This is a genomic window from Kribbella sp. NPDC049584 (assembly GCF_040675555.1).
In the GTDB taxonomy this organism is placed as follows: Bacteria; Actinomycetota; Actinomycetes; order Propionibacteriales; family Kribbellaceae; genus Kribbella.
Map to the genome: position 1 here is coordinate 266,184 of NZ_JBFAPF010000010.1, position 21,440 is coordinate 287,623.

Annotated in this window: 23 protein-coding genes; 15 read left to right on the top strand and 8 right to left on the bottom strand. The window is 68.6% G+C overall.

What is annotated here, in order from left to right; genetic code table 11:
• Nucleotides 1-81: 81 nt before the first annotated feature.
• From AB0J62_RS30475 to AB0J62_RS30490, 4 genes are read right to left on the bottom strand one after another with little or no spacing between them, the layout of a single operon-like run.
• Complete coding sequence (locus AB0J62_RS30475; protein ID WP_363878223.1) at nucleotides 82-465, bottom strand: VOC family protein; 384 nt, start codon at nucleotides 463-465, stop codon at nucleotides 82-84.
• Complete coding sequence (locus AB0J62_RS30480; protein WP_363878225.1) at nucleotides 465-1,091, bottom strand: maleylpyruvate isomerase family mycothiol-dependent enzyme; 627 nt, start codon at nucleotides 1,089-1,091, stop codon at nucleotides 465-467. Before AB0J62_RS30480 ends, AB0J62_RS30475 begins: the two co-directional genes overlap by 1 nt.
• 18 nt (nucleotides 1,092-1,109) lie before the next feature.
• On the bottom strand, nucleotides 1,110-2,297 hold the full coding sequence (locus AB0J62_RS30485) for an RNA polymerase sigma factor (RefSeq protein WP_363878227.1): 1,188 nt from the start codon (nucleotides 2,295-2,297) through the stop codon (nucleotides 1,110-1,112).
• Nucleotides 2,294-2,623, bottom strand: coding sequence for a YciI family protein (locus AB0J62_RS30490; RefSeq protein WP_363878229.1), 330 nt, complete (start codon nucleotides 2,621-2,623; stop codon nucleotides 2,294-2,296). The genes AB0J62_RS30485 and AB0J62_RS30490 overlap by 4 nt, the downstream gene beginning before the upstream one ends.
• 61 nt (nucleotides 2,624-2,684) lie before the next feature.
• Between AB0J62_RS30490 and AB0J62_RS30495 the strand changes: the two genes are divergently transcribed.
• The 5 genes from AB0J62_RS30495 (at nucleotide 2,685) to AB0J62_RS30515 (ending at nucleotide 8,123) form a co-directional block, all read left to right on the top strand.
• Nucleotides 2,685-3,062 (top strand): VOC family protein, encoded by a 378-nt coding sequence (locus AB0J62_RS30495; RefSeq protein WP_363878231.1) that lies wholly within the window; start codon nucleotides 2,685-2,687, stop codon nucleotides 3,060-3,062.
• 36 nt (nucleotides 3,063-3,098) lie between these two features.
• Nucleotides 3,099-4,115: an L-idonate 5-dehydrogenase gene (locus tag AB0J62_RS30500; RefSeq protein WP_363878233.1), complete on the top strand. Its 1,017-nt coding sequence runs from the start codon at nucleotides 3,099-3,101 to the stop codon at nucleotides 4,113-4,115.
• 98 nt (nucleotides 4,116-4,213) lie between these two features.
• Nucleotides 4,214-5,701: a glucose-6-phosphate dehydrogenase gene (zwf, locus tag AB0J62_RS30505; protein WP_363878235.1), complete on the top strand. Its 1,488-nt coding sequence runs from the start codon at nucleotides 4,214-4,216 to the stop codon at nucleotides 5,699-5,701.
• Between the two features lie 26 nt (nucleotides 5,702-5,727).
• Nucleotides 5,728-6,495 (top strand): precorrin-6A synthase (deacetylating), encoded by a 768-nt coding sequence (cobF, locus tag AB0J62_RS30510; protein WP_363878237.1) that lies wholly within the window; start codon nucleotides 5,728-5,730, stop codon nucleotides 6,493-6,495.
• A gap of 56 nt (nucleotides 6,496-6,551) precedes the next feature.
• Nucleotides 6,552-8,123, top strand: coding sequence for a carboxylesterase family protein (locus AB0J62_RS30515; protein WP_363878239.1), 1,572 nt, complete (start codon nucleotides 6,552-6,554; stop codon nucleotides 8,121-8,123).
• Here the strand turns inward: AB0J62_RS30515 and AB0J62_RS30520 are convergent.
• A complete protein-coding gene (locus tag AB0J62_RS30520; RefSeq protein WP_363878241.1) occupies nucleotides 8,077-8,715 on the bottom strand; it encodes a TMEM175 family protein in 639 nt (212 codons plus the stop codon). The genes AB0J62_RS30515 and AB0J62_RS30520 overlap by 47 nt on opposite strands.
• Before the next feature lie 17 nt (nucleotides 8,716-8,732).
• Nucleotides 8,733-10,145, bottom strand: coding sequence for a DHA2 family efflux MFS transporter permease subunit (locus AB0J62_RS30525; protein WP_363878243.1), 1,413 nt, complete (start codon nucleotides 10,143-10,145; stop codon nucleotides 8,733-8,735).
• A 123-nt stretch (nucleotides 10,146-10,268) separates the two neighbouring features.
• Between AB0J62_RS30525 and AB0J62_RS30530 the strand changes: the two genes are divergently transcribed.
• Nucleotides 10,269-11,219 carry a phosphotransferase gene (locus tag AB0J62_RS30530; protein WP_363878245.1) on the top strand — a complete coding sequence of 317 codons (951 nt, stop codon included), beginning with the start codon at nucleotides 10,269-10,271 and terminating at the stop codon, nucleotides 11,217-11,219.
• 1 nt (nucleotide 11,220) lies between these two features.
• Here the strand turns inward: AB0J62_RS30530 and AB0J62_RS30535 are convergent, their stop codons facing one another.
• A complete protein-coding gene (locus AB0J62_RS30535; protein WP_363878247.1) occupies nucleotides 11,221-11,703 on the bottom strand; it encodes a MarR family winged helix-turn-helix transcriptional regulator in 483 nt (160 codons plus the stop codon).
• A 200-nt stretch (nucleotides 11,704-11,903) separates the two neighbouring features.
• On the opposite strand from AB0J62_RS30535, the gene AB0J62_RS30540 reads away from it, so the two are divergent.
• From AB0J62_RS30540 to AB0J62_RS30580, 9 genes are all read left to right on the top strand, one after another.
• The gene (locus AB0J62_RS30540) at nucleotides 11,904-13,070 is read left to right on the top strand and encodes an MFS transporter (protein WP_363878249.1); all 1,167 of its coding nucleotides are present in this window, start codon (nucleotides 11,904-11,906) and stop codon (nucleotides 13,068-13,070) included.
• A gap of 10 nt (nucleotides 13,071-13,080) precedes the next feature.
• The gene (locus AB0J62_RS30545; RefSeq protein ID WP_363878251.1) at nucleotides 13,081-14,172 is read left to right on the top strand and encodes a precorrin-3B synthase; all 1,092 of its coding nucleotides are present in this window, start codon (nucleotides 13,081-13,083) and stop codon (nucleotides 14,170-14,172) included.
• The gene (locus tag AB0J62_RS30550) at nucleotides 14,169-14,798 is read left to right on the top strand and encodes a precorrin-8X methylmutase (RefSeq protein ID WP_363878253.1); all 630 of its coding nucleotides are present in this window, start codon (nucleotides 14,169-14,171) and stop codon (nucleotides 14,796-14,798) included. Before AB0J62_RS30545 ends, AB0J62_RS30550 begins: the two co-directional genes overlap by 4 nt.
• Nucleotides 14,798-16,324: a precorrin-2 C(20)-methyltransferase gene (locus AB0J62_RS30555; protein WP_363878255.1), complete on the top strand. Its 1,527-nt coding sequence runs from the start codon at nucleotides 14,798-14,800 to the stop codon at nucleotides 16,322-16,324. Before AB0J62_RS30550 ends, AB0J62_RS30555 begins: the two co-directional genes overlap by 1 nt.
• Before the next feature lie 80 nt (nucleotides 16,325-16,404).
• Complete coding sequence (locus tag AB0J62_RS30560) at nucleotides 16,405-17,115, top strand: hypothetical protein (RefSeq protein ID WP_363878257.1); 711 nt, start codon at nucleotides 16,405-16,407, stop codon at nucleotides 17,113-17,115.
• A 60-nt stretch (nucleotides 17,116-17,175) separates the two neighbouring features.
• Nucleotides 17,176-17,793: a hypothetical protein gene (locus AB0J62_RS30565; RefSeq protein WP_363878259.1), complete on the top strand. Its 618-nt coding sequence runs from the start codon at nucleotides 17,176-17,178 to the stop codon at nucleotides 17,791-17,793.
• 87 nt (nucleotides 17,794-17,880) lie between these two features.
• Nucleotides 17,881-18,630 (top strand): SDR family oxidoreductase, encoded by a 750-nt coding sequence (locus AB0J62_RS30570; protein ID WP_363878261.1) that lies wholly within the window; start codon nucleotides 17,881-17,883, stop codon nucleotides 18,628-18,630.
• Between the two features lie 9 nt (nucleotides 18,631-18,639).
• Nucleotides 18,640-19,122, top strand: a complete 483-nt coding sequence (locus tag AB0J62_RS30575) for a 2,4'-dihydroxyacetophenone dioxygenase family protein (RefSeq protein WP_134111195.1) — start codon at nucleotides 18,640-18,642, stop codon at nucleotides 19,120-19,122.
• 41 nt (nucleotides 19,123-19,163) lie between these two features.
• Nucleotides 19,164-20,252, top strand: a complete 1,089-nt coding sequence (locus AB0J62_RS30580) for an FAD-dependent oxidoreductase (RefSeq protein ID WP_363878263.1) — start codon at nucleotides 19,164-19,166, stop codon at nucleotides 20,250-20,252.
• On the opposite strand, the gene AB0J62_RS30585 is transcribed toward AB0J62_RS30580, so the two are convergent.
• A complete protein-coding gene (locus tag AB0J62_RS30585) occupies nucleotides 20,233-21,435 on the bottom strand; it encodes an MFS transporter (RefSeq protein ID WP_363878265.1) in 1,203 nt (400 codons plus the stop codon). The genes AB0J62_RS30580 and AB0J62_RS30585 overlap by 20 nt on opposite strands.
• Between the last annotated feature and the right edge of the window lie 5 nt (nucleotides 21,436-21,440).

The window sequence follows — 21,440 nt, forward strand, 5'->3', positions numbered from 1 at the left end:
TCAGTCGCCGGCTGCACGGACTGCTCACGCTGCGCGCAAGACGCGTCCGGCCTACGGCAGTTCCTACTGTTCCTCCTGTTCCTACTGTGCTTCGACCATCCAGAGATGGCCGTCCGGGTCGGTGAAGGTCGCCATATACGCCCACGGTTGGCGGATCGGTTCGGTGACCATCGTGGCCCCGGCCTTCACCGCCTGGGTGGCCAGCGCGTCGACAGCCTCTTCGGTGTCGACGCTCACAGTGAGGATGCATTCGCTCTGGCCGCGCGGAGCGGCGGGCTGGTCGCCGAGTACCCAGCCGAAGCCTCCGGTCGGGATGAGCATCAGGCGGACGCCGTCCGCCAGGGCGAACTGCAAGGGCTCGGGGATTCCTTCCTCGTCCAGCTCGCCGACCGGCGTCAGGCCGAGCGCTTCCTGGTAGAAGACGTGCGACCGCGGCCGGTCCTCGATCGGGAGGCTGATGATCATCAGGTCACTCCAGCGGTGAAACAGTCGGCGTCGGCGCCGGTCAGGTGGTTCGGTGGGAGGGTGCGGCCGCACAGGACCAGCAGGAGGTCCTGGGCTGCGCCGGTGAGCGGTGTGCCGGTGCCGTAGGTCCAGTCCAGGTCGGTGGCCCGCAGCTGGATGCCGGCGAGTTCGACACCGAAGTACTTGACCTGCCGAGGGTTCATGTCGTCGAGGATGTAATGCAGTCGCTCAGCGGGCACCTGGCGATCGATCCCCAGTGCAACGGTCACGTCGAGGCCGTGGATCACGTCGTGGGACAGTGCGCCCACGTAGCCGCCGCCCGGCGGCTTCCACGGGTGGTTGACGTTCTGGCGAAGGCATTCGAGCAGTTCGGTCGATGACAATGCGGCAGCGTCCGCGCGGGCCTGCCGGTCGGCGTACCGGTCGAACTTGCCGCCGGCCCGGATCAGCCCGGCCAGGAACCGGGGCGTCGAGATCCGGTACGGCATGGTGATGTGCGCGACCAGCTCCCGCACCCGCCACTCCTTGCACAGCGTGGGCTGGTCCCAGTCGTCCTCCGGCAGTCCGGCCAGCACCTCCGCCAGCTCGGTGCGCTCGGCCGCAACCGCAGTTCTGATATCCGTCATACCCCACCGACGAACGGCTCAGGACCGCACAGACACCTCTCGCAATCTTTTCTGGAGGTACAGCCGTTCCGCGTCCGTGGTCGCCAGTTCGAGGGCCTCTTCGTACGCCGTCTGTGCGTCGGACCAGCGCTCCAGCCGGCGGAGGAAGTCGGCACGGGTGGCCGGGAGAAGGTGGTAACCGGCCAGAGGGCCTTCGGCGAGCTCCTGTACGAGGCGGAGGCCGACAGCTGGGCCGTCCGCCATACCGATGGCTACGGCGCGGTTGAGCGTGACAACTGGGGTCTGTGGGAGCCGCGAGTACAGAGCGGCGATCTGCGGCCAGTCTGTGTCGCCTGCGGTGCGGGCGGTTGCGTGGCAGGCGGCGATCGCGGCCTGGATCTGGTACGGACCCGGAGCGCCACGGTCGAGAGCTGACTCCAGCAAGTCGACGCCTTCTTTGATCCGGCCGTGGTCCCACCGGGAGCGGTCCTGCTCATCGAGGGTGACGAGGGCACCGTCGTCCGCGAGCCGGGTGTCGCGTCGCGCGTCGTGCAGCAGCATCAGGGCGAGGAGTCCGGCAGCCTCGGGCTCGGATGGCATGAGCTGCACGAGCAGTCTGGCGAGTCTGATCGCTTCACCGCTCAGATTGGTTCGGACGACATCGGAGTACCCCTCGTTGAAGAGCAGGTACAGCACGGCGAGTACGGCGGGGGTCCGCTGCGGCAGGAGATGCGCGGGCGGTACGCGGTACGGGATGCGGGCGTGCTGGATCTTCTGCTTCGCGCGGGTCAGTCGTTTCGACATGGTCGTCTCCGGCACCAGGAACGCCCGCGCGATCTCCGCAGTACTCAGACCGGCCAGCGTGCGCAGCGTCAACGCCACCCGCGCCTCCATTGCCAGTGCGGGATGGCAGCAGGTGAACATCAATCGCAGCCGGTCGTCCGGTACGTCGTACGGCGGGTCCTGATCGTCCTCGAGAACAGCAACCTGACGCAGCTTGGCGGCGCCCACCGCCTCACGACGCAGCCAGTCGACCGCACGGTTGCGCGCGGTCGTGGTCAGCCAGGCACCGGGCCGGTCCGGTACGCCGTCGACCGGCCACCGCTGGAGCGCCGCGGCGAAGGCCTCCTGCGCGCACTCCTCGGCCAGCTCCCAGTCACCGGTCACCCGGATCAGAGTGGCGACCACCTGGCCCCACTCCTGCCGGTAGATGTCCTCCAACGTCACACCGGCGGCTCCAGCACCGGGCGGATCTCGATCGTGCCGTAGCCGGCCGCGGGGTGCTTCGACGCGATCTCGATCGCCTCGTCCAGGTCGGCGCAGTCGATCAGCACGAAACCGCCGATCTGCTCCTTCGTCTCGGCGAACGGCCCGTCGGTGAGCAGAAGCTCGTCGTCGCGCACCCGCACGGTGGTGGCCTCGTGCGGCGGATGCAGCCCCGCCCCGCCCGCCACCACGCCGCGGGCCTCCATCTCCTCGGACCACCCGCCGCAGCCGTCGTTCGCGTACTCGGTTCCGGAGGGGTCACCGCAGATCATCAGCAGGTACTTCACCAGGCCATCGTCGCAGGTCTAGCGTCGACATCAAGGGAACTTCTCTCGGGAGGGGCGTGTGATGACCGGACGGATCGTGCACTTCGAGGTGCCGTACGACGACGGCGAGCGAGCGCGAGCGTTCTACCGCGAGGCGTTCGGGTGGAACCTGATGGAAATGCCCGAGATGAACTACACGATGGTGTCGACCGGGCCGGTGAACGAGCAGTCGATGCCGTCCGAGCCCGGCTTCATCAACGGCGGCATGTACCAGCGCACCGGCGAGCTGACCCGCCCGATCCTGACCGTCGACGTCCCGGACATCGACGCCGCCTGGAAGACGATCGAGAGCCTCGGCGGTGAGCGGGTCGGCGAGAAACTGCCGGTCGGCGACATGGGCTTCGCGGCGTACTTCAAGGACCCGGAGGGCAACATCCTGGGACTCTGGCAGACCGCCTAGGCTCCAGTAGGAGCAGCGGCGGCCCGAAGGAGTGCCTTGAGAGCGATCGTCATCCGGAGCAAGCTCGACCTGATCGCGACCGAACTGCCGACCCCGGAACCGGGGGCCGGCGAGGTTCGCCTCCGGATGGCGTACGGCGGGATCTGCGGGTCCGACCTGCACTACTACCACGACGGCGCGAACGGCTCGTTCGTCGTCCGCGAGCCGCTGGTGCCCGGTCACGAACTGTCGGGCACCGTCGACCTCGACCCGTCCGGGGACTTGGCGCCCGGCACACCGGTGACCATTCATCCGGCCACCTTCGGCACTCCGGAGCCGGGCATCGAAGACCGTCCGCACCTGTGGCCGAACGGTGCCTACCTCGGCAGCGCGTCCACCTGGCCGCACACGCAGGGCGGCCTGAGCGAGTTCGTTGTCGTAGGCAAGCACATGCTCCGGGCACTGCCGCCGTCGCTGCCGCTACGCCGGGCCGCGCTCGCCGAGCCGCTCGCGGTCGGGCTGCATGCCTTGAAGATCGCCGGCGGCGTCGAAGGCCGGCGCGTGCTGGTCTCGGGCTCGGGCGCAATCGGTCTGCTGACCGCGTCGGCAGCGCTGGCCGCCGGCGCGACCGAGGTGGTCACAACCGACGTCCTCCCGGGCCCACTGCGGCGGGCCCGTGAGCTCGGGGCGCATCGCACGCTGCAGGTCGGCACGGACGAGATCCCGTCCGGGTACTTCGACGTCGTGCTCGAGTGCACCGCCGTACCGGCCGCCATCAGTACCGCGATCGACGCAGCGCGCCGCGGCGGGATCGTCGTACTCGTCGGCATCCCCGCCGACGAGCCGCGCGGCGTGAACCTCGCGCCGGTGGTATCCCGCGAACTGCAGGTCCGCGGAACGCTCCGCTTCAACGACGAGATCGACCACGCGATCCAGCTCCTGGACGCGAATCCAGGGCTCGAGCGGGTCGTCACCCACGAGTATCCGGCGGACCAGGCCGTCGAAGCCTTCGCCACCGCGACCGACTCCAACGCCTCCGGCAAGGTCCTGCTGTCGCTGTGGCTTCCGGATTGATGACAGTTACGCCTAGGTTCCGCGTACACCAGTAGTTCATCGTGGAGTGCCTAGACTGCGAGGTGTGTTGGCTCCGGTGGTGTCCTCGGGAGGACTGAATGCCTGACCGTATCCAGACCATTGCGTATCCGGCGCCGGGATCCCGGCCGTCGCGGCGGGACCCGGATCCGCTCGCGCCGCATGTGATCGTGCTGTTCGGGGCGACCGGTGACCTGGCCAAGCGCAAGCTGCTGCCGGGGCTGGCCTACCTGCAGCAGTCCCGGTTCACGCCCGACGTACGCATCATCGGCACGGCGACCGAGGAGATGACGACGGAGGAGTTCCGCGCTCGAGCCCGCGAGGCCGTCGAGATGTTCGGGATGCACAAGCTGACCGACGAGCAGTGGGCGCAGTTCTCCGAGACGCTCGACTACGTGCCGGTCACGGCCGGGCCGGAGGCGCTGGCGAACGCGGTGAAGGCGGCCGAGGAGCATCTCGGCCCCGACGTACGCCGGTTGCACTACCTGTCGGTGCCCCCGAAGGCCGCCCAGTCGGTGATCGCGATGCTGCGCGACGCGGACCTGGTCGACCGGGCCCGGGTGGTGATGGAGAAGCCGTTCGGCGACGACCTGGCCAGCGCGATCAAGCTCAACGACTTCGTCCACGAGACCTTCGACGAGTCGCAGATCTTCCGGATCGACCACTTCCTCGGCAAGGAAGCGGCGCTGAACATCCTCGCGTTCCGGTTCGCGAACGGCCTGTTCGAGCCGATCTGGAACCGCAACTTCATCGACCACGTGCAGATCGACATCCCGGAGTCGCTCGGGCTGGACCAGCGCGCCACCTTCTACGAGCCGACCGGCGCGTTCAAGGACATGGTCGTCACCCACCTGATGCAGGTGATGTCGTTCGTGGCGATGGAGCCGCCGACGGCCCTGGAACCGCGGGCGATCTCGGAGGAGAAGAACAAGGTCTTCCGGTCGATGCTGCCGATCGACCCGACCTGCGTCGTACGCGGTCAGTACACCGGCTACCGCCACGAGGAGGGCGTCGCGCCGGACTCCGACACCGAGACGTTCATCGCGCTCAAGGTCGAGATCGACAACTGGCGCTGGGCCGGCGTGCCGTTCTTCCTGCGCACCGGCAAGAAGATGGCCGAGGGCCAGCGGATCATCTCGATCGCCTTCAAGGAGGCGCCGAAGACGATGTTCCCGACCGGGTCCGGTGTCGGCTCGGAGGGTCCGGACCACCTGACCTTCGACCTGGCCGACTCATCCCGGGTGTCGCTGTCGTTCTACGGCAAGCGTCCCGGACCGGGTATGCGGCTGGAGAAGTTGTCGATGCAGTTCTCGACGCAGGAGACCGAGAGCGCGGCCGACGTCCTCGAGGCGTACGAGCGCCTGATCCTGGACGCGATGCGCGGCGACCACACCCTGTTCACCACCGCCGAGGGCATCGAATCGCTGTGGGATCGCTCGGCCCCGCTGCTCGACGACCCGCCGCCGGTCAAGCCGTACCAGGCCGGCACCTGGGGCCCGAACGCGATCCACCAGCTGATCGCTCCGCGCGCCTGGCGCCTCCCCTTCGAACGCGAGTGGCGGGAGTAGGCAGGACCTTAGCTAGGCTGCGGCACATGCGGGAGATTCTGGTCATCGGCGTCGGTGCGGGCGATCCGGAGCAGGTGACGATGCAGGGCGTGTCGGCGCTGAACCGGGTCGACGTGTTCTTCGTGCTGGACAAGGGCGAGGTGAAGCAGGAGCTCGTCGACCTGCGGTCCGAGATCCTGCGCCGGTACGCGACGTCGAAGGACTACCGCGTCGTCGTCGGCCGCGACCCCGAGCGGGACCGCACGACTTCGGCGTACGTCGAGGCCGTGGACGACTGGCGCCGTCGCCGGGCCGATGTGTGCGCGGAGCTGATCGCGTCCGAGCTGGGTCCGGACCAGGTGGGCGCTTTCCTGGTCTGGGGTGATCCGTCGCTGTACGACAGCACGCTGGCGATTCTCGACGACATCCTGGCGCGCGGTGAGCTCGCGTTCGAGGTCGAGGTGATCCCCGGGATCAGCAGCGTGTCGACACTGGCCGCGCGGCACAAGGTCGGGCTGAACCAGGTAGGTCGCCCGATCCAGATCACCACCGGGCGACGGCTCGCGGCCGGCTGGCCGGAGGATGTGGACGACGTGGTGGTGATGCTCGACGCGCAGACGGCGTTCACCGAGCATCTCGACCAGGACGCGGACATCTATTGGGGCGCGTACCTCGGGACACCGGACGAGATCCTCATCTCCGGCCCGCTGCGCGAGGTCGCCGCCGAGATCGAGAAAGCGCGCGCCGAAGCCCGCGACCGCAAGGGCTGGATCATGGACACCTACTTGGTCCGGAGACCTAGACCAAAGGTGTAGGTCTCCTGGACTTCGGACCGACGCGTCGCTGCTGTGGCCTCGGCGACGCTGCAGGTATGAAGAGACTCTTGGTGACGATGACGGCCGCCTTGGCGCCGGTCGGGCTGCTGGTGGGCCTTGCCGGACCGAGTGACGCGGCTCAGCAGGACGTCGTACGAACAGACACCGGGCTGGTGGCAAGTAAGACGGTCGGGGACGCACAGGTCTTCGACGGGATCCCGTACGCCGCTCCCCCGGTCGGCGCGCTGCGCTGGAAGGCGCCGCAGCCCGCCAAGCCGTGGACCGGCGTACGCGAGTCGAAGCTCGGCAACGTATGTCCGCAGCAGGCGAACTCAGAGGCTCCGGACGGATCGTCCACCGAAGACTGCCTCTACCTCAACGTGACCACCCCGACCAAGCCGTCCACGAAACCACGGGCGGTCGTGGTGTGGATCCCCGGTGGCGGGTTCTTCTCCGGCGCCGGCAGCAGCTATGAGGCGTCGAAGTTCTCCGCCCGCGGCGACGTGGTCGTCGTGACGGTCAACTACCGGCTCGGCATCTTCGGCTTCTTCGGATACCCGGGCCTGCCCGGATCCGGCACGTACGGCCTCCAGGACCAGCAGGCAGCGCTGCGCTGGGTGCAGCGCAACGCCCGCGCGTTCAGCGGCGATCCGCGCAACGTGACTGTCGCGGGTGAGTCCGCCGGCGGCATGAGCGTGTGCGCCCAGCTGACCTCTCCGACCTCCACCGGCCTGTTCTCGAAGGCGATCATGCAGAGCGGCTCCTGCGCGTTCAACTGGGCCGACAACAGCCAGTACCCCGGTCAGACCGCGGGCTCTTTCTGGCTTCCTGCGAGCGCGGTGAAGGCGCACGGCAAGGAGTGGGCCGCCGACAACAAGGCCAAGTTCGGCTGTAAGCCCGGACAGTCGATGCTCGACTGCCTTCGCGCCACGAAGTCCGACGTACTGGTCGACGACACGCTCGAGTTCATCCAGATCGGGTACGGCGAGACTCCCGTCGTACCGCTGTCACCCGCTCGCGCGCTGAAGGCCGGGCTGTTCCACCGGGTGCCGATCATCTCCGGGAACAACCACGACGAGGCCAACGGCTGGCTGGCCACGTTCGGTGACATCAAGGACTACCCGCAGCTCGTGAGGAACATGGTCGGCGCTCAGAAGGCTCCGCAGGTGCTGAAGCACTACCCCGAGAGCAACTACGAGTCGCCCGCCGCAGCGTGGGGCGCTGTCACCACGGACCGGATCTGGTCCTGCACACAGGTCGCGTCGGACCAGCAGGCGGTCGCGAAGGTACCTGTGTACGCGTACGAGTTCGCAGACAAGCACTCCCCGATCGCCGCGCCCGGACTCGGAGCCGCGCACGCCATGGAGCTGCCGTACCTGTTCCGGCTCGGCGGGTACGACTTCCCGATGTCCGAGACCCAGCAGACGCTGTCGAACCAGATGATCGACTACTGGACGGCGTTCGCCCGGACCGGCAATCCGAACGGAGCAGGCCGACCGCACTGGTCACCGACCGGCGTACGCGAGGTCAAGGGCCTCTCACTCGCGCCGACGGACCAGACCGGCATCCACCAGGTGAACATCAGCTCTGAGCACCAGTGTGGGTTCTGGGCTGCTCTGGGTGCCTAGCGCGCCAGACCCGCATCACGACCGATGGCAGGAGCAGTAGCAACATCGCATAGAAGTTGATGCCTGGTACGAGGGACGCCAACAAGAAGGCGATCAGGGTCAACCCGGTCAGCACCAGGGAGCCGACCAGCTCCCGGTAGCTGACCGGGTTGTCCGGCGCTTCGAGCTCCCGGTGTCCGCGGACCATGAAGACGAGCGCGGACTGGCAGATGCTGAGCATGAGGATGGTTCCGATGTAGAGACCGGCGACGAACCGGCTGCTGTCGAACGCCCCGATGATCTCGGTCGTGAACGGAAGCACGACGATCGTGAGCAGCCAGAGCAGGTTCAGCCGGATGATGCCCGTGGTGTAGACGCGGACGTGTTCGAAGATCCTGTGGTGTCCCATCCAGAAGTTCGCGATCACGACGAAGCTCAGCAGGAACGTGAAGATCTCCTGCCGGTGCTCGGTGATCACACTGGTCGCGTTACCGCCGTGCGCCTTGATCTCGGGGACCAGGTCGACCAGCGGCAGCACCAGCAGCGTGATGGCGATCGCGACAACCGCATCGGTGAACAGGACCAACCGGTGGGGGTCTCTCGACGTACTCACGGCGGACACAGTAGCGGTCAGGTGTGTCGCTGACGGAGCAAGCTGATCGACAGGACGGCCGCGGCGAAGACGAATCCGGCCGCCGCGAGCCAGGCGGCGCCGTACCCGTCTCTGAGGGCTTGGAGGGTGCCCTCGGTCGCTCGGTGCGCGGTGGTGGACGCTGCGAGCGTTGCCAGTACCGCGGTCCCGATCGCTGCGCCGGCCTGCTGCGCAGTGTTGTTCAGTCCGGAGGCCAGGCCGGCGTCACTGGCGTCCGCGCCGGACATGGCGAGCATGATCGAGGCCGGGATGGCGACCCCGATACCGGCGCCCATCACCGCCAGCACAGGACCCACGTTGACGACGTACGAGCCGTCGACCGGCGCCTGGCTGATCCAGAGCAGCGCCAGCAGGAACACCACCAGTCCGGCGATCAGCATCTTGCGCGGGCCGAAGCGGACGGTCAGCCGTGGGGCGATGGACAGCGACATCAGAGCGTTCATGAGCGGCGCGGGCAGGAACGCCAGGCCCGTGGTGAGCGAGTCGTAGCCGAGCACACGCTGGACGTAGAGCGCAGTAGTGAACTGGAAGCCGAATCCTGCTGCGAAGAGCAGTACGACCACGACATTCGCCACGCTGAGCTGACGGCGACCGAAGATGCGCAGGGCAAGCAATGGGTTCTTGATCCGCGCCTGACGTACGACGAACGCAGCCAGCAGCACGATCGACGCGGCGGCCTGGAGGAGGGTGCGGCTGAGCGTCGCGTTGGGCTCTGCGGTCTGGACGATCGTGTAGACACCCAAAGAGAGGCCTGCGGTCACGAGCACCGCACCTAGTACGTCGGCACCTTTGGCGAGGCCGAGTCCGGGCTGGTGGGACAGCAGCCGTACTGCGAACGCCAGCGCGAGCGCGCCGATCGGAACGTTGATCAAGAACGCCCAGTGCCAGCCGATGGTCTGCGTGATCACGCCGCCCAGGATCAGGCCGATCGACGCGCCACTGGCCGCCGTGAAGCTGTAGACGCCCATCGCCCGCGCCTGCTCCCCGGGAGCCGGGTACAGGTTCACGATCATTCCCAGGATCACCGCCGAGGCCAGGGCCCCGCCGACGCCCTGCAGGAACCGTCCGGCGATCAGCACCTCGGCGCTGCCCGCCACTCCGCACAGGAGCGACGCGGCGGTGAAGAGGGCGAGGCCGGCGACGAAGATCCGCTTACTCCCGATCAGGTCGCCGATCCGCCCCGCCAGGAGGAGCAGGCCCGCGAAGGCGATCAGGTACGAGTTCATCACCCACGCCAGCCCTGCCTGCGAGAACCCTAGATCCCCTTGGATCGTCGGCAACGCCACGGTCACCACGGTTCCGTCGAGGATGATCATCAGTTGCATCACGCACAGCACGACAAGCGCTCTGCCACGCCCCCGCACGGCTGTCTCCACCACGTCCACACTCACAGGTCTCTCCTCTGTCGGTCGCATGGAAAGACCATAACAGATAGTCCCGTAATAGACGATCTTTTATCGAACGACTCATGAAAATGGGCTGACCGCTGCTCGGCGCGCGGTTAGGGTCGCGGGGTGAGGGACGAGCCGACGGACATCTCGGGCGAGCTGGTGGCCGGGATCCTCAACGAGCATTGGGAGTTCCGGGCCGCTGAGGTGACCTATGCGCCAGTGGGGTTCGGCAGCTACCACTGGATCGCGGCCCAGGGCGACGGCTCGCGCTGGTTCGTCACCGCGGACCGAGTTGGGGCTGCGGGCGGGCATGCGATCGAGGCGGCCATGCGGACGAGCAAGGAGCTGGCCGACCGCGGGTACGAGTTCGCCGTGGCGCCGCTACCCGATCGTCGGGGGCAACTCGCCCGCGAGGTGCTGCCAGGTTGGATGTTGACCGTCCTGCCGTACTTGCACGGGTGGAGCACTGCAGACGGCGCATGGGAAGACCCCGCGGAGCGCGAGCAGATCGCGCGGATCGTCGGCCGGTTGCATGCGGCCCCGGTCCCGGAAGCCTTGCAGCGTTGGGATTTCGCCATTCCTGACCGCGATGGACTGATGGCAGCACTCGCCGATCTCGATCAGCCTTGGTCCGGTGGGCCGTACGCCGAGCCGACCCGGCTGCGGCTGGCCGGCGCGGAGTCGTACGTCCGCAGCCGACTGGAGTACTACGACACGCTTGTGCGCGAGGTCGAGGCGTCGGACGACCCGTGGGTCGTGACGCACGGCGAGCCGCACAGCGCGAACGTCCTGCGCACCGCCGACGGCATGCGCCTCGTCGACTGGGAGACTGTGCGGCTCGCGCCGCGCGAGCGCGACCTGGCCGGGATCCTCGATGGGTCGGCCGACGCGCTCCCGGCGTACCAGTCAGAGGCCGGCCCGATCACCCCACAGCCCGCTGCGCTGGAGCTCTTCGACGTTTGGTGGTCGCTGGCCGAGATCGCGTCGTACGTCGAGCTGTTCCGGCAGCCGCACGTCGATTCCGCGGACAGCAAGGAATCCTGGCAGGAGCTGACGGAGTACCTGGCCGGATAGTTCAGCTGGCGCGCTGGCGGGAGCGGCGGACCGGCTGGGCTGTGACGGGAGTGGAGAGCGGGCCGTCGACGAGGGTGGTGACGGCGTCGATGAAGGTCTTGCGTTGGGTCGCGGTCAAGGTGTTCAGGGCGTCGGCGTGGACCTGGTCGACGATCTTCTGGCCTTCGGCGGCGATCTTGGCGCCGGCGTCGGTGACGGCGATGATGCGGGCGCGGCGGTCGGTCGCGGAGGGTTTGCGTTCGGCGTACCCGGCCTCCTCGAGCGCGTCGACGGTGACGACCATCGTGGTCTTGTCCATGTACGCGAGCTCGGCGATCTGGATCTGTGTGCGTTCCGCCTCCAGCGCGTGCCGCAGTACGCACTGCATCCGCAGGGTCAGGCCGATCTCCGCCAGCGCAGCGGACAGCTGGGTCTCCAGGACATGGCCGGCGTGCGTGAGGTAGCCGGTCAGGTCGGGCACGGTACGTTCCGGAGGTTGCGCCATACCTCCGAGAGTAGCGCGGGATCGTCTGTCCGCAGATGATCCGCAGCTAGATCATTCCCCGCGGGCGGTCTCTCAGCGCCATGTGCCGCAGCCTGTCACCCCGCGCCGACAGTCGCGGAAATGCGACGGCTTGCTCGATGATCACCTCGGTGTCGCGAAACCGCGAGTCTGGCGTAACTGCAACTAGTTCGCTCGACACTATGACTCTTCTGGAAACCCGTACGCCGACCGTCCGGTGGTTCGGAGTCGTCGCCGTGACGCTCGGGATCTTCGCGATCGTGACCACAGAGATCCTCCCGATCGGCCTCCTCACCCCGATCGGCGCGGACTTCGCGCTCACGCCCGGCCGCACCGGCTGGCTGATGACCATGCCCGGCCTGGTTGCGGCAGTCGCCGCACCGGTCATCACGGTCGCGACAGCTCGGCTGGACCGCCGCCTGATGCTTTGCGTCCTCATGGTGCTGCTGGCCATCGCGGGCTTCCTCGCGGCCACCGCACCGGTGTTCTGGCTCGAACTGGTTGCCAGATTCCTCGTCGGACTCACCATCGGCGGCTTCTGGTCGATCGGCGCCGGCCTGGCCGGGAGACTGGTCCCGGAGCGCTGGGCGCCGCGCGCGACGGCCGTCATCTTCTCCGCGGTGCCGCTCGGGTCGGTGCTCGGCGTACCGGCAGGCACGTTCGTCGGGGAGTTCGCTGGTTGGCGTACGTCGTTCGCTGCGCTCGGAGTACTCGCTCTCGTGGCGCTGGTCGCGTTGCGTGCCACTGTGCCTCCGCTGCCGCCGCTGCAGGTCACAAGAGCAGCCGTACTCCGCGACGCGCTCCGTGGCAGTCGGAACGCGCTCATCGTGACCTGTCTGATCGTGACGGCTCAGTTCGCGACCTATACCTATGTGACGCCGTTCCTGCGCGACGTCGTACGGCCGGAGTTCATCGGACTGTTTCTGCTCATCTACGGGGCCGCTGGTCTGGTTGGCAACGTCATCGCTGGTACGGCGGCGGCGCGCAACCTCAACGCGACGTTCGCCACCTGCGCCGGGCTGATCGCGGCTGCGACGCTGCTGCTGCCGCTGATGGGGCATACCGCGGCTGGGGCGCTTGTGTTGCTCGTGGTGTGGGGTCTCGGATACGGCGGAATCCCGGTCTGCTCGATGACCATGTTCGCGCAGGCGGCGCCGCAGTCGCGTGAAGCGGCGACGGTGTGGTTCACGTCGTCGTACCAGGCCGTGTTGTCGATCGGTGCGCTGCTCGGCGGGCTGGTGGTCGACGCGTGGTCGGTACCGGTGGCGATGGTGGCCGGCGGCGGGTGTGCGGTGCTCGCGGTGGCGATGCTGCTGTGGTCCAGAACACAGCAGGTTCCGGGGACGTAGCATCGCGGGCATGGCGCGGACCGAGACCGATCGATGCCCTGGTGTGCTGGCAGTGCACCAGGCGGCAGACGGCGGTCTGGCTCGCGTCCGGTTGCCGGGTGGATGGCTGAGCGCGCAGCAGCTCGAAGTACTGCGAGTTGCTGCCGCCGAGCTGGGCGACGGGCGGCTCGAGCTCACGTCCCGCGCGAACGTCCAGATCCGCGGGCTGGACGCGCGTGGGCCGCGGGAGTTGTCGGACCGGCTGTTTGCCGCCGGTCTGCTGCCGTCGATCGCCCACGAGCGAGTCCGCAACATCCTGGCGTCGCCGCTGTCCGGGTTGGATGAGCAGTCGCGCTACGACGTACTCCCGGTAGCCGCTGCGCTGGACCGGGCGCTGTGTGCCCGACGGGAGCTGGCAGAGCTGCCGGGGCGGTTCTTGTTCGCGTTGGACGACGGGCGGGGCGATCTGGCGGACGTGAAGGCCGACGTTGCGGTGCGCGCGCTGGACGACCAGAGCGCTGTGCTGTCTCTCGGCAGTCGCGGCGCACGGGTGCCGTGGACCCAGGTGCCCGAGCTGATGCTGGCCGCCGCGGAGACCTTCCTGTCCATCCGCGACCAGGAGTGGCGAATCGCCGAGCTCGTTGAAGGCGAGGAGCGCATCCTGGCACACCTCGGCCTGACACCAGACGAGCCGCTAGACCCCAGCACCACCCGAGTGACAGCCGGCACACACGGCCAGGCGCTGGTCGTGCCCGTCCCCCTAGGAAGCCTCACCCAAGACCAGGCAGCCACGCTTGTTGCCGCTGCGGGGGCTGGAGTGCGGATTACGCCTTGGCGGTCTGTGGTGGTGCCGGTGGGGGCTGAAGGGCTGGAAGAGGTTGGGTTGGTCACTGCGGCCGATTCGGTCTGGGAAGGTGTGACTGCCTGTGCCGGGAAGCCGGGATGTGCGAAGGCGTTGGCCGATGTGCGCGCGGACGCTGCCCGGTTGATGCCTACGTTCGACCACGACGGACAGCGGGTGCACTGGTCGGGGTGTGGGCGGCGGTGTGGGAAGCCGGGGGGTGGGTTTGTGGATGTGGTTGCGGTGGGCGATGGCTACTTGGTGGATGGGGAACGGGTGTGAGTTACGAGTACGTGCGGGACGGTTCGGAGATCTATCGGCGGTCGTTTGCGACGATCCGGGCCGAAGCGGAGCTCGGTGGATTGCCGGCGGACGTGGCGCAGGTCGCCGTGCGGATGATTCATGCCTGTGGGATGACCGACCTCGTCGCCGACCTCGCCTGGTCGCCCAACGTCGTGAAGAACGCGCGTGCCGCGCTGCAAGGCGGTGCACCGATTCTCTGTGACGCGCAGATGGTTGCCGCCGGCATCACCCGGCGGAGGCTGCCCGCGGACAACGAGGTGATCTGCACGTTGCAAGACCCACGGACGGCCGGGCTCGCGCAGGAACTGCACACGACCAGGAGCGCGGCGGCGGTCGAGCTATGGGATGAACACCTGGACGGGGCGGTTGTTGCCATTGGCAACGCTCCGACGACGTTGTTCCACCTGCTGGACCTGCTCGCCGAAGGCGCACCGCGACCGGCGGCGATCCTCGGCATCCCGGTCGGCTTCATCGGCGCGGCCGAGTCGAAGGACGCACTGGCGGCGAACCAACTCGGCCTCGAGCACCTGGTCGTCCGCGGCCGCCGCGGCGGCAGTGCGATCACCGCCGCCGCCGTCAACGCGATCGCCAGCGAGGAGGAGTGATGACCGGCAGACTCTGGGGTGTCGGACTCGGGCCGGGTGACCCCGAGCTGGTGACGGTCAAGGCTGCCAGGCTGATCGGCGCCGCCGACGTGATCGCCTTCCACAGCGCACGCCACGGGCGGAGCATCGCCCGCGGGGTGGCCGCGCCGTACCTGACGGCCGGGCAGATCGAGGAGCACCTCGTCTACCCGCTCACCACCGAGACGACGGACCACCCTGGCGGGTACCAGGGCGCGATGGACAACTTCTATGCCGACTGCGCCGCCCGCCTCGCCGTGCATCTCGACGCCGGCCGCGACGTCGTCGTACTCGCGGAGGGCGACCCGCTCTTCTACGGGTCGTACATGCACATGCACAAACGCCTCGCGGATCGCTACCCGTGCGAGGTCGTCCCAGGCGTGACGTCGGTGAGTGCGGCAGCCGCAGTGCTCGGGCGGCCGCTGTGTGAGCGCGACGAGATCCTCACCGTGCTCCCCGGCACCCTGCCGCCGGACGTGCTGGCAGAGCGCCTGAGACAAACCGACGCTGCCGCCGTGATGAAGCTCGGCCGGACCTTCGCAAACGTCCGCGAGGCCTTCGAGCTGGCCGGACGAGCAGACGAGGCCTGGTACGTCGAACGCGCCACCACCGACGCCCAGCGCACAGCCCCGCTCAACGAGGTCGACCCGGACGAGGTCCCGTACTTCTCCCTCGCCCTCCTCCCCAGCCCGATCAACAACACCTTCACGCCCCCGACAACCAAGACCGCGACCGAAGGCTCGGTGACGGTCGTCGGCCTGGGACCAGCCGGACCCGAGTGGATGACTCCAGAGGTCCGCGCTGCGATAGCCAGCGCCGACGACGTCATCGGCTACACCACGTACGTGGACCGACTGCCGGACCGCGCCCGTCAGCGCAAGCACGGCTCCGACAACCGCGTTGAGTCCGAGCGGGCCGCCTTCGCGCTCGACCTCGCCCGCAAGGGCTCCAACGTCGTTGTGGTCTCGTCCGGCGACCCCGGCGTGTTCGCGATGGCCAGTGCGGTCACCGAGGTTGCGTCGGAGCCGGAGTACGCCGACATCGCCGTACGCATCCTGCCCGGGATGACCGCAGCCCAGGCCGTGGCCAGCCGGGTCGGCGCACCGCTCGGGCACGACTACTGCGTCCTGTCGCTCTCGGACCGCCTCAAGCCGTGGGAGGTCATCGCCCAGCGCCTGACCGCGGCGGCCGCCGCGGACCTGGCCATCGCGATCTACAACCCCGCCTCGAAGTCCCGCACGTGGCAGGTCGCGGCGACCCGCGACCTCCTGCTCGAGCACCGCTCCCCCGGTACGCCGGTTGTGATCGGGCGTGACGTCGGCGGTCCGGCGGAAGCGATCACCGTGACAACTCTGGCCGAACTCGACGTACAAACGGTTGACATGCGGTGCCTGCTCCTGATCGGCTCGTCACAGACCCGCACGGTGCCCCGCCCCGACGGCCCGCTGGTTTTCACCCCGCGTCGCTACCCCGCGACGGTGAGTGAGGTCACCCCAGGAGCCGGTTAAATCCGCTCCCCGGCTGTGTCAGGCGGGATCCGTCCGGGTAGGGACCCGCGCGGAAGCCGACCAGTGAGGAGCCAGCGGAGATGAGTCAGCAGTACCCGGGCGACGCAGGCAACGCAGGCGCAGGCAGTACAGCGACGATCGCGACACCCGCCGGCGAGGACACCACCACGCAGCGCTACGAGGAGGCTCGGGCCGCGGCAAGCCGGGCCATGAGCACGATCACGATCCCGGACCCGCCTGCCGCGGCTGCCGCGGAGCCGGAGGTCGCGCCGGAGCTGCTGTCGTACCGCGGATTCAAGTTCGGTGCGGCGTTCTTCGGCTGGCTGATCGCGATCTCGATGTCGGTCCTGCTGCTGGCAGCCGTGTCGGCGGCCGCGCTGGGCACCGCCGAGATCCTCGACTACACCACCAGCGACGCGAAGGCCCAGCCCGGCGCGGCGTTGATCACGGCGGCTGCGGTGTCGACGTTCATGCTGATGATCGCCTTCTACACCGGCGGGTACGTCGCCGGCCGGCTGGCGCGCTTCGACGGCGGACGGCAGGGCTTCGGCGTGTGGACCATCGCACTGGTGGTCGCAGTGCTCGCCGGCGGCGCCGGCTGGCTGCTGGACAACCAGTACGACCTGATCGGCAAGATCAACTGGCCGGATGTGGCGCTGAGTGACAACACGCTCCTGCTGGGCAGCATCGCCGCCACGGCCGCGCTGCTCGTCCTGACGCTGCTGACGGCGATCGTGGGCGGGAAGAACGGCCGGCGGTACCACGACCGGATCGACGAACTCCTGGACTAGAGGGTTTCACTGCGGGGTACCGGACCGCTACACGGGGCTGTCTGGTGAGGAGACATTGCTATGACCCAGCAGCATCAGGAAGACACACGTATTGACCGGGTGGGTCCGTCGGAGACGTATGCCGACGATCGAACCACCACGTCCGACCGGAGCACGCTGCCGACCAAGGATCGGGTCGATCCGTCGTACCGCGGATTCAAGGGCGGCGCGGCCTTCTTCGGCTGGATCGTCGCGATCGGACTGATCGCGTTGCTCACCGGGATCGTCAGCGCGCTCGCGGCCGCAGCCGACTACGCCCTCACGATCGACTGGAACGGCTCCGCCGGCACGGTCGGCATCGCCTCCGCCGCAGTCCTGCTGGTGATCCTGGCGATCGCCTACTACAACGGCGGGTATGTCGCCGGACGGCTGGCGCGCTTCGACGGCGCGCGGCAGGGATTCGGTGTCTGGATGATCGGCGTCATCGTGACGGCAGTCGTCGCAGGGCTCGCGGCGCTGGCCGGTTCGCAGTACGACGTACTGGACCGGGTGAACCTGCCGTCGGTGCCGATCGATGACCACACGCTGACGACCGGCGGAGTGGTCGTGATGATCGCGGCTGTGGTGCTCACGCTGCTGGCCGCGCTGATCGGCGGCATGGCCGGACAGCGGTACCACAAGCGGATCGACGCGAGCTGACAAGCGGCAACTCGGACGGCGGACAGCCGTGATCCGTCGTCCGGGTCGCCCTTGCCCAGCCACCGAACGACAGCCAGGATGCGAGGCATGACACGCACCGCGCTCGTCGTCGGCGGCACCAGCGGCATCGGCGCGGCCACAGCACGCCGCCTCGCGGCGGACGGTCTGCATGTCATCGCAGCCGGCCTCGGGGCCAACCCGCCCGACGCGAGCGCGTCCGACGCCATTGCGTCCTCGCCCACCGCGACGAGCCCCGGTGCGCCCGCGCCGCATCCGGTGCGGGTGGAGCTGGACCTTCGACGGCCGGGTGAGATCGAGGGGTTGATCAGCTCGCTCGGGACTCTCGACGTACTGGTCAATGCGGCCGGCATCATCCGGCGTGGCGACGAGCATCAACCCGATGTGTTCCGTGAGGTCGTGGAGATCAACCTGACCGGCGCGATGCGAGCCGCTGAGGCCGCACACGGCCTGCTCGCCGCGAGCGGCGGTTGCATCGTCAACGTGGCCTCGATGCTGAGCTACTTCGGCGGTCCGCTCGTCCCGGCGTACAGCGCCTCCAAGGGCGGGATCGTCCAGCTGACCAAGTCCCTCGCCGTCGCGTGGGCCGCCGACGGCATCCGGGTGAACGCGGTCGCGCCCGGCTGGATCGCCACCGATCTAACCGCCGCACTGCAGTCGGACCCGGTCGCCTCCGACCGGATCCTGTCCCGTACGCCGATGGCCCGCTGGGGCACGCCCGACGAGGTCGCGGGCGTGATCGCCTTCCTGTCCGGCCCCGACGCGGGCTTCGTCACGGGTACCGTCGTACCCGTCGACGGCGGCTACCTGAGCATGTGAGGAGACCAGATGATCCCCGTATCCGCAGGTGTGCCGGCCGAGATCGCAGTACAGGCGGTGCCCGATGACGATCGGCTCTGGGTGCAGCAGGCGCCGGATGTGTGGTTCCGGCCGCTGATGCTGAACACGATCACCGGGCAGTGGTGCAACCTGCTCAAGGTCACGCGCGCCGGCATCGTCTCGCGGCACCGCCACCCCAGCGCGGTCTTCGGCTATGTGATCAAGGGCAAATGGCAGTACGACGAACACGACTGGGTCGCCGAGACCGGCTCGTTCGTGTACGAGCCGCCGGGCGAGATCCACACGCTGCGCGTCCCTGAGGACTGCACCGAGATGATCACGTTCTTCAACATCTCCGGCGCGATGATCTACGTCGACGAGGCCGGCAACCAGATCGGGTACGAGGACACGTTCACCAAGATCCAGCTGTGCCGCGACCACTACGGCGCCAACGGCCTCGGCGCGGACTACGTGGACCAGTTCATCCGCTGACCTCCGGGAAGAGCCGGGCGGGGGCCGGCGTTGACCAGGGTGTGCTTGAGGTAGCGGTGATCGGTGCGGGACAGGCGGGGCTGTCGGCGGCGTACCACCTCGTGCGGCTCGGCTTCACGCCGTACGACGAGGTTGTCGTGCTGGATCGGAATCCGGCACCCGGCGGCGCCTGGCAGCACCGGTGGGACTCGCTGACGATGCACGACGTCCACGGGATCGCGAATCTTCCCGGCGTACCGGTGCCGCCGAGCTCTGACTCTGAGCGGGCGAACGCATTCGTGCCTTCGTACTTCGCGGACTACGAGAAGCGCTTCGACCTGCCGGTGGTGCGACCGGTGGCGGTCGAGAGCGTGCGTGAGACAGCCGGAGGCTTCGAGCTGCAGACATCAGCGGGCGTGTACTCCGCGGCCGCGCTCGTCAACGCGACCGGGACGTGGGACCGACCGTTCATTCCCTGGTATCCGGGGATCGACACGTTCAAGGGCCGGCAGCTACACACCGCGGACTACGCGGGCGCTGCTGAGCTCGCCGGGCAGCATGTCCTGGTGGTTGGCGGCGGCGCGTCGGCGGTGCAGTTGCTGGCGGAGATCTCTGCTGTTGCGACCACGACCTGGGTGACTCGACGGCCGCCGGAGTGGCGGACTGGTGACGACTTCACACCCGAATACGGGCGGCAGGTGGTCGCTCGGGTCGAGGAGCGGGTGCGCGCCGGGCTGCCGCCACGGAGCGTGGTCAGCGTGACCGGCCTGCACCTGCGTCCGCAGGAACAGGCTGCCTGGGATCGCGGCGTCTACACCCGCTATCCGATGTTCACGCGGATCACACCGGACGGCGTGGAGTGGGCAGAGGGCACGGCGTGGCCAGACGGCATCGATGCGCCGGCCAACGGCCGTCTCCACGTCGACACAATCCTTTGGGCGACCGGCTTCCGCGCCGACCTTGCACACCTGGCACCGCTCCACCTCCGCGAGTCCTCCGGCGGCATCCGCATGAACGGCACCGCCACCGCCGCCGACCCACGCATCCACCTGGTCGGCTACGGCCCCTCCGCCAGCACCATCGGAGCCAACAGAGCCGGCTTCGCGGCCGCCCGGTCCTTGAGGGACCTCCTCAAAGAGCAAGCTGCGTAGCTTTCGCGCGGTGGCCGGCGACGGTTCTCGGGATCAGCAGGCCCGCGATCAGGAAGAGGGCAGCGACGAGGAGCCAGCCCGGCCAGCCCCAGGAGATCGCGACCGTGGTCAGGAGTAGGGGCGCGACGAGATCGCCGAGTTGGCGGCCCATCGCGTACGCGCCCTGGTACTGCCCCTGCGCACCGGCCGGCGCGAGCTCGAAGCTGATGCCCCAACCGCCCGCCGACTGGAGCATCTCGCCGAGGACGTGAATGAGGGCGGCGACGATCAGCAGGCCGACCGTCACCAGGCCGGACGTCGCGCCGGTGAGAGCCAGCACCACACAGGCGCCGGCCAGCAGCAGTCCGGCCCGGCGGCCGGCTCGGGCGGCGCCGGAGAGGTGTTCGGTACCGCGGGCGACCCTGACCTGCAGCAGGATCACCGCTACCGAGTTGATCACCAGTAGCACCGAGATCATCCACCGTGGCGCGTCGGTCGCGGTCGCCACCCAGAGCGGGATCCCGACCTGCGCCAGCGCAGCGTGCATGGTCAGTACGCCGTCCAGCGCCACGAACACCAGGAACCGCCGGTCGGCCAGCGCCGTCAACCCCGACGGCCCGCTGGCCCGAGCCACCTTGTCCACCTCAGGCATCCCGAAACGGACCAGTCCGGCGGTCACCACGTACGTCGCTGCGTTCGCCAGCAACGCGATCACATAGACCTCTCTCCGGTCGACCGCGAGCACGACCCCGGCCAACCCCATGCCGACGCCCATGCCGAGGTTCGTCGCGACCCGCAGGATCGCCCGGGTCCGGACCCGCTGGTCGGCCGGCGACAGTCCCGCGATCAGCGCGCCCTTTGCGCCGCGCTGCCCGGAGTCCGCGATCGCGGTCAGCGCGGCGACCACGACGTACGGGACGAACGACCGGACCTGGGTGAGCGCGGTCATCGTCAGGGCCTGCAGTAGCAGGAATCCGACGTACGCACGGTTCGGGCCGAGGCGATCGGCGACGACACCGAGCGGGGTGCTGGTCACCAGACCGACCAACGCCGCCACGGTCAGCCCGATGCCGACGTGTCCGACGGACAGGCCGGCCGCCCTGGTGAGGTAGAGCGCGCCGACGGCTGCGTAGACGCCGTTCCCGAGCGTGTTCACCAACGTAGCCAGGATCAACCGACGCACAGCAGGTGGAAGAGAAGTCACGTGGT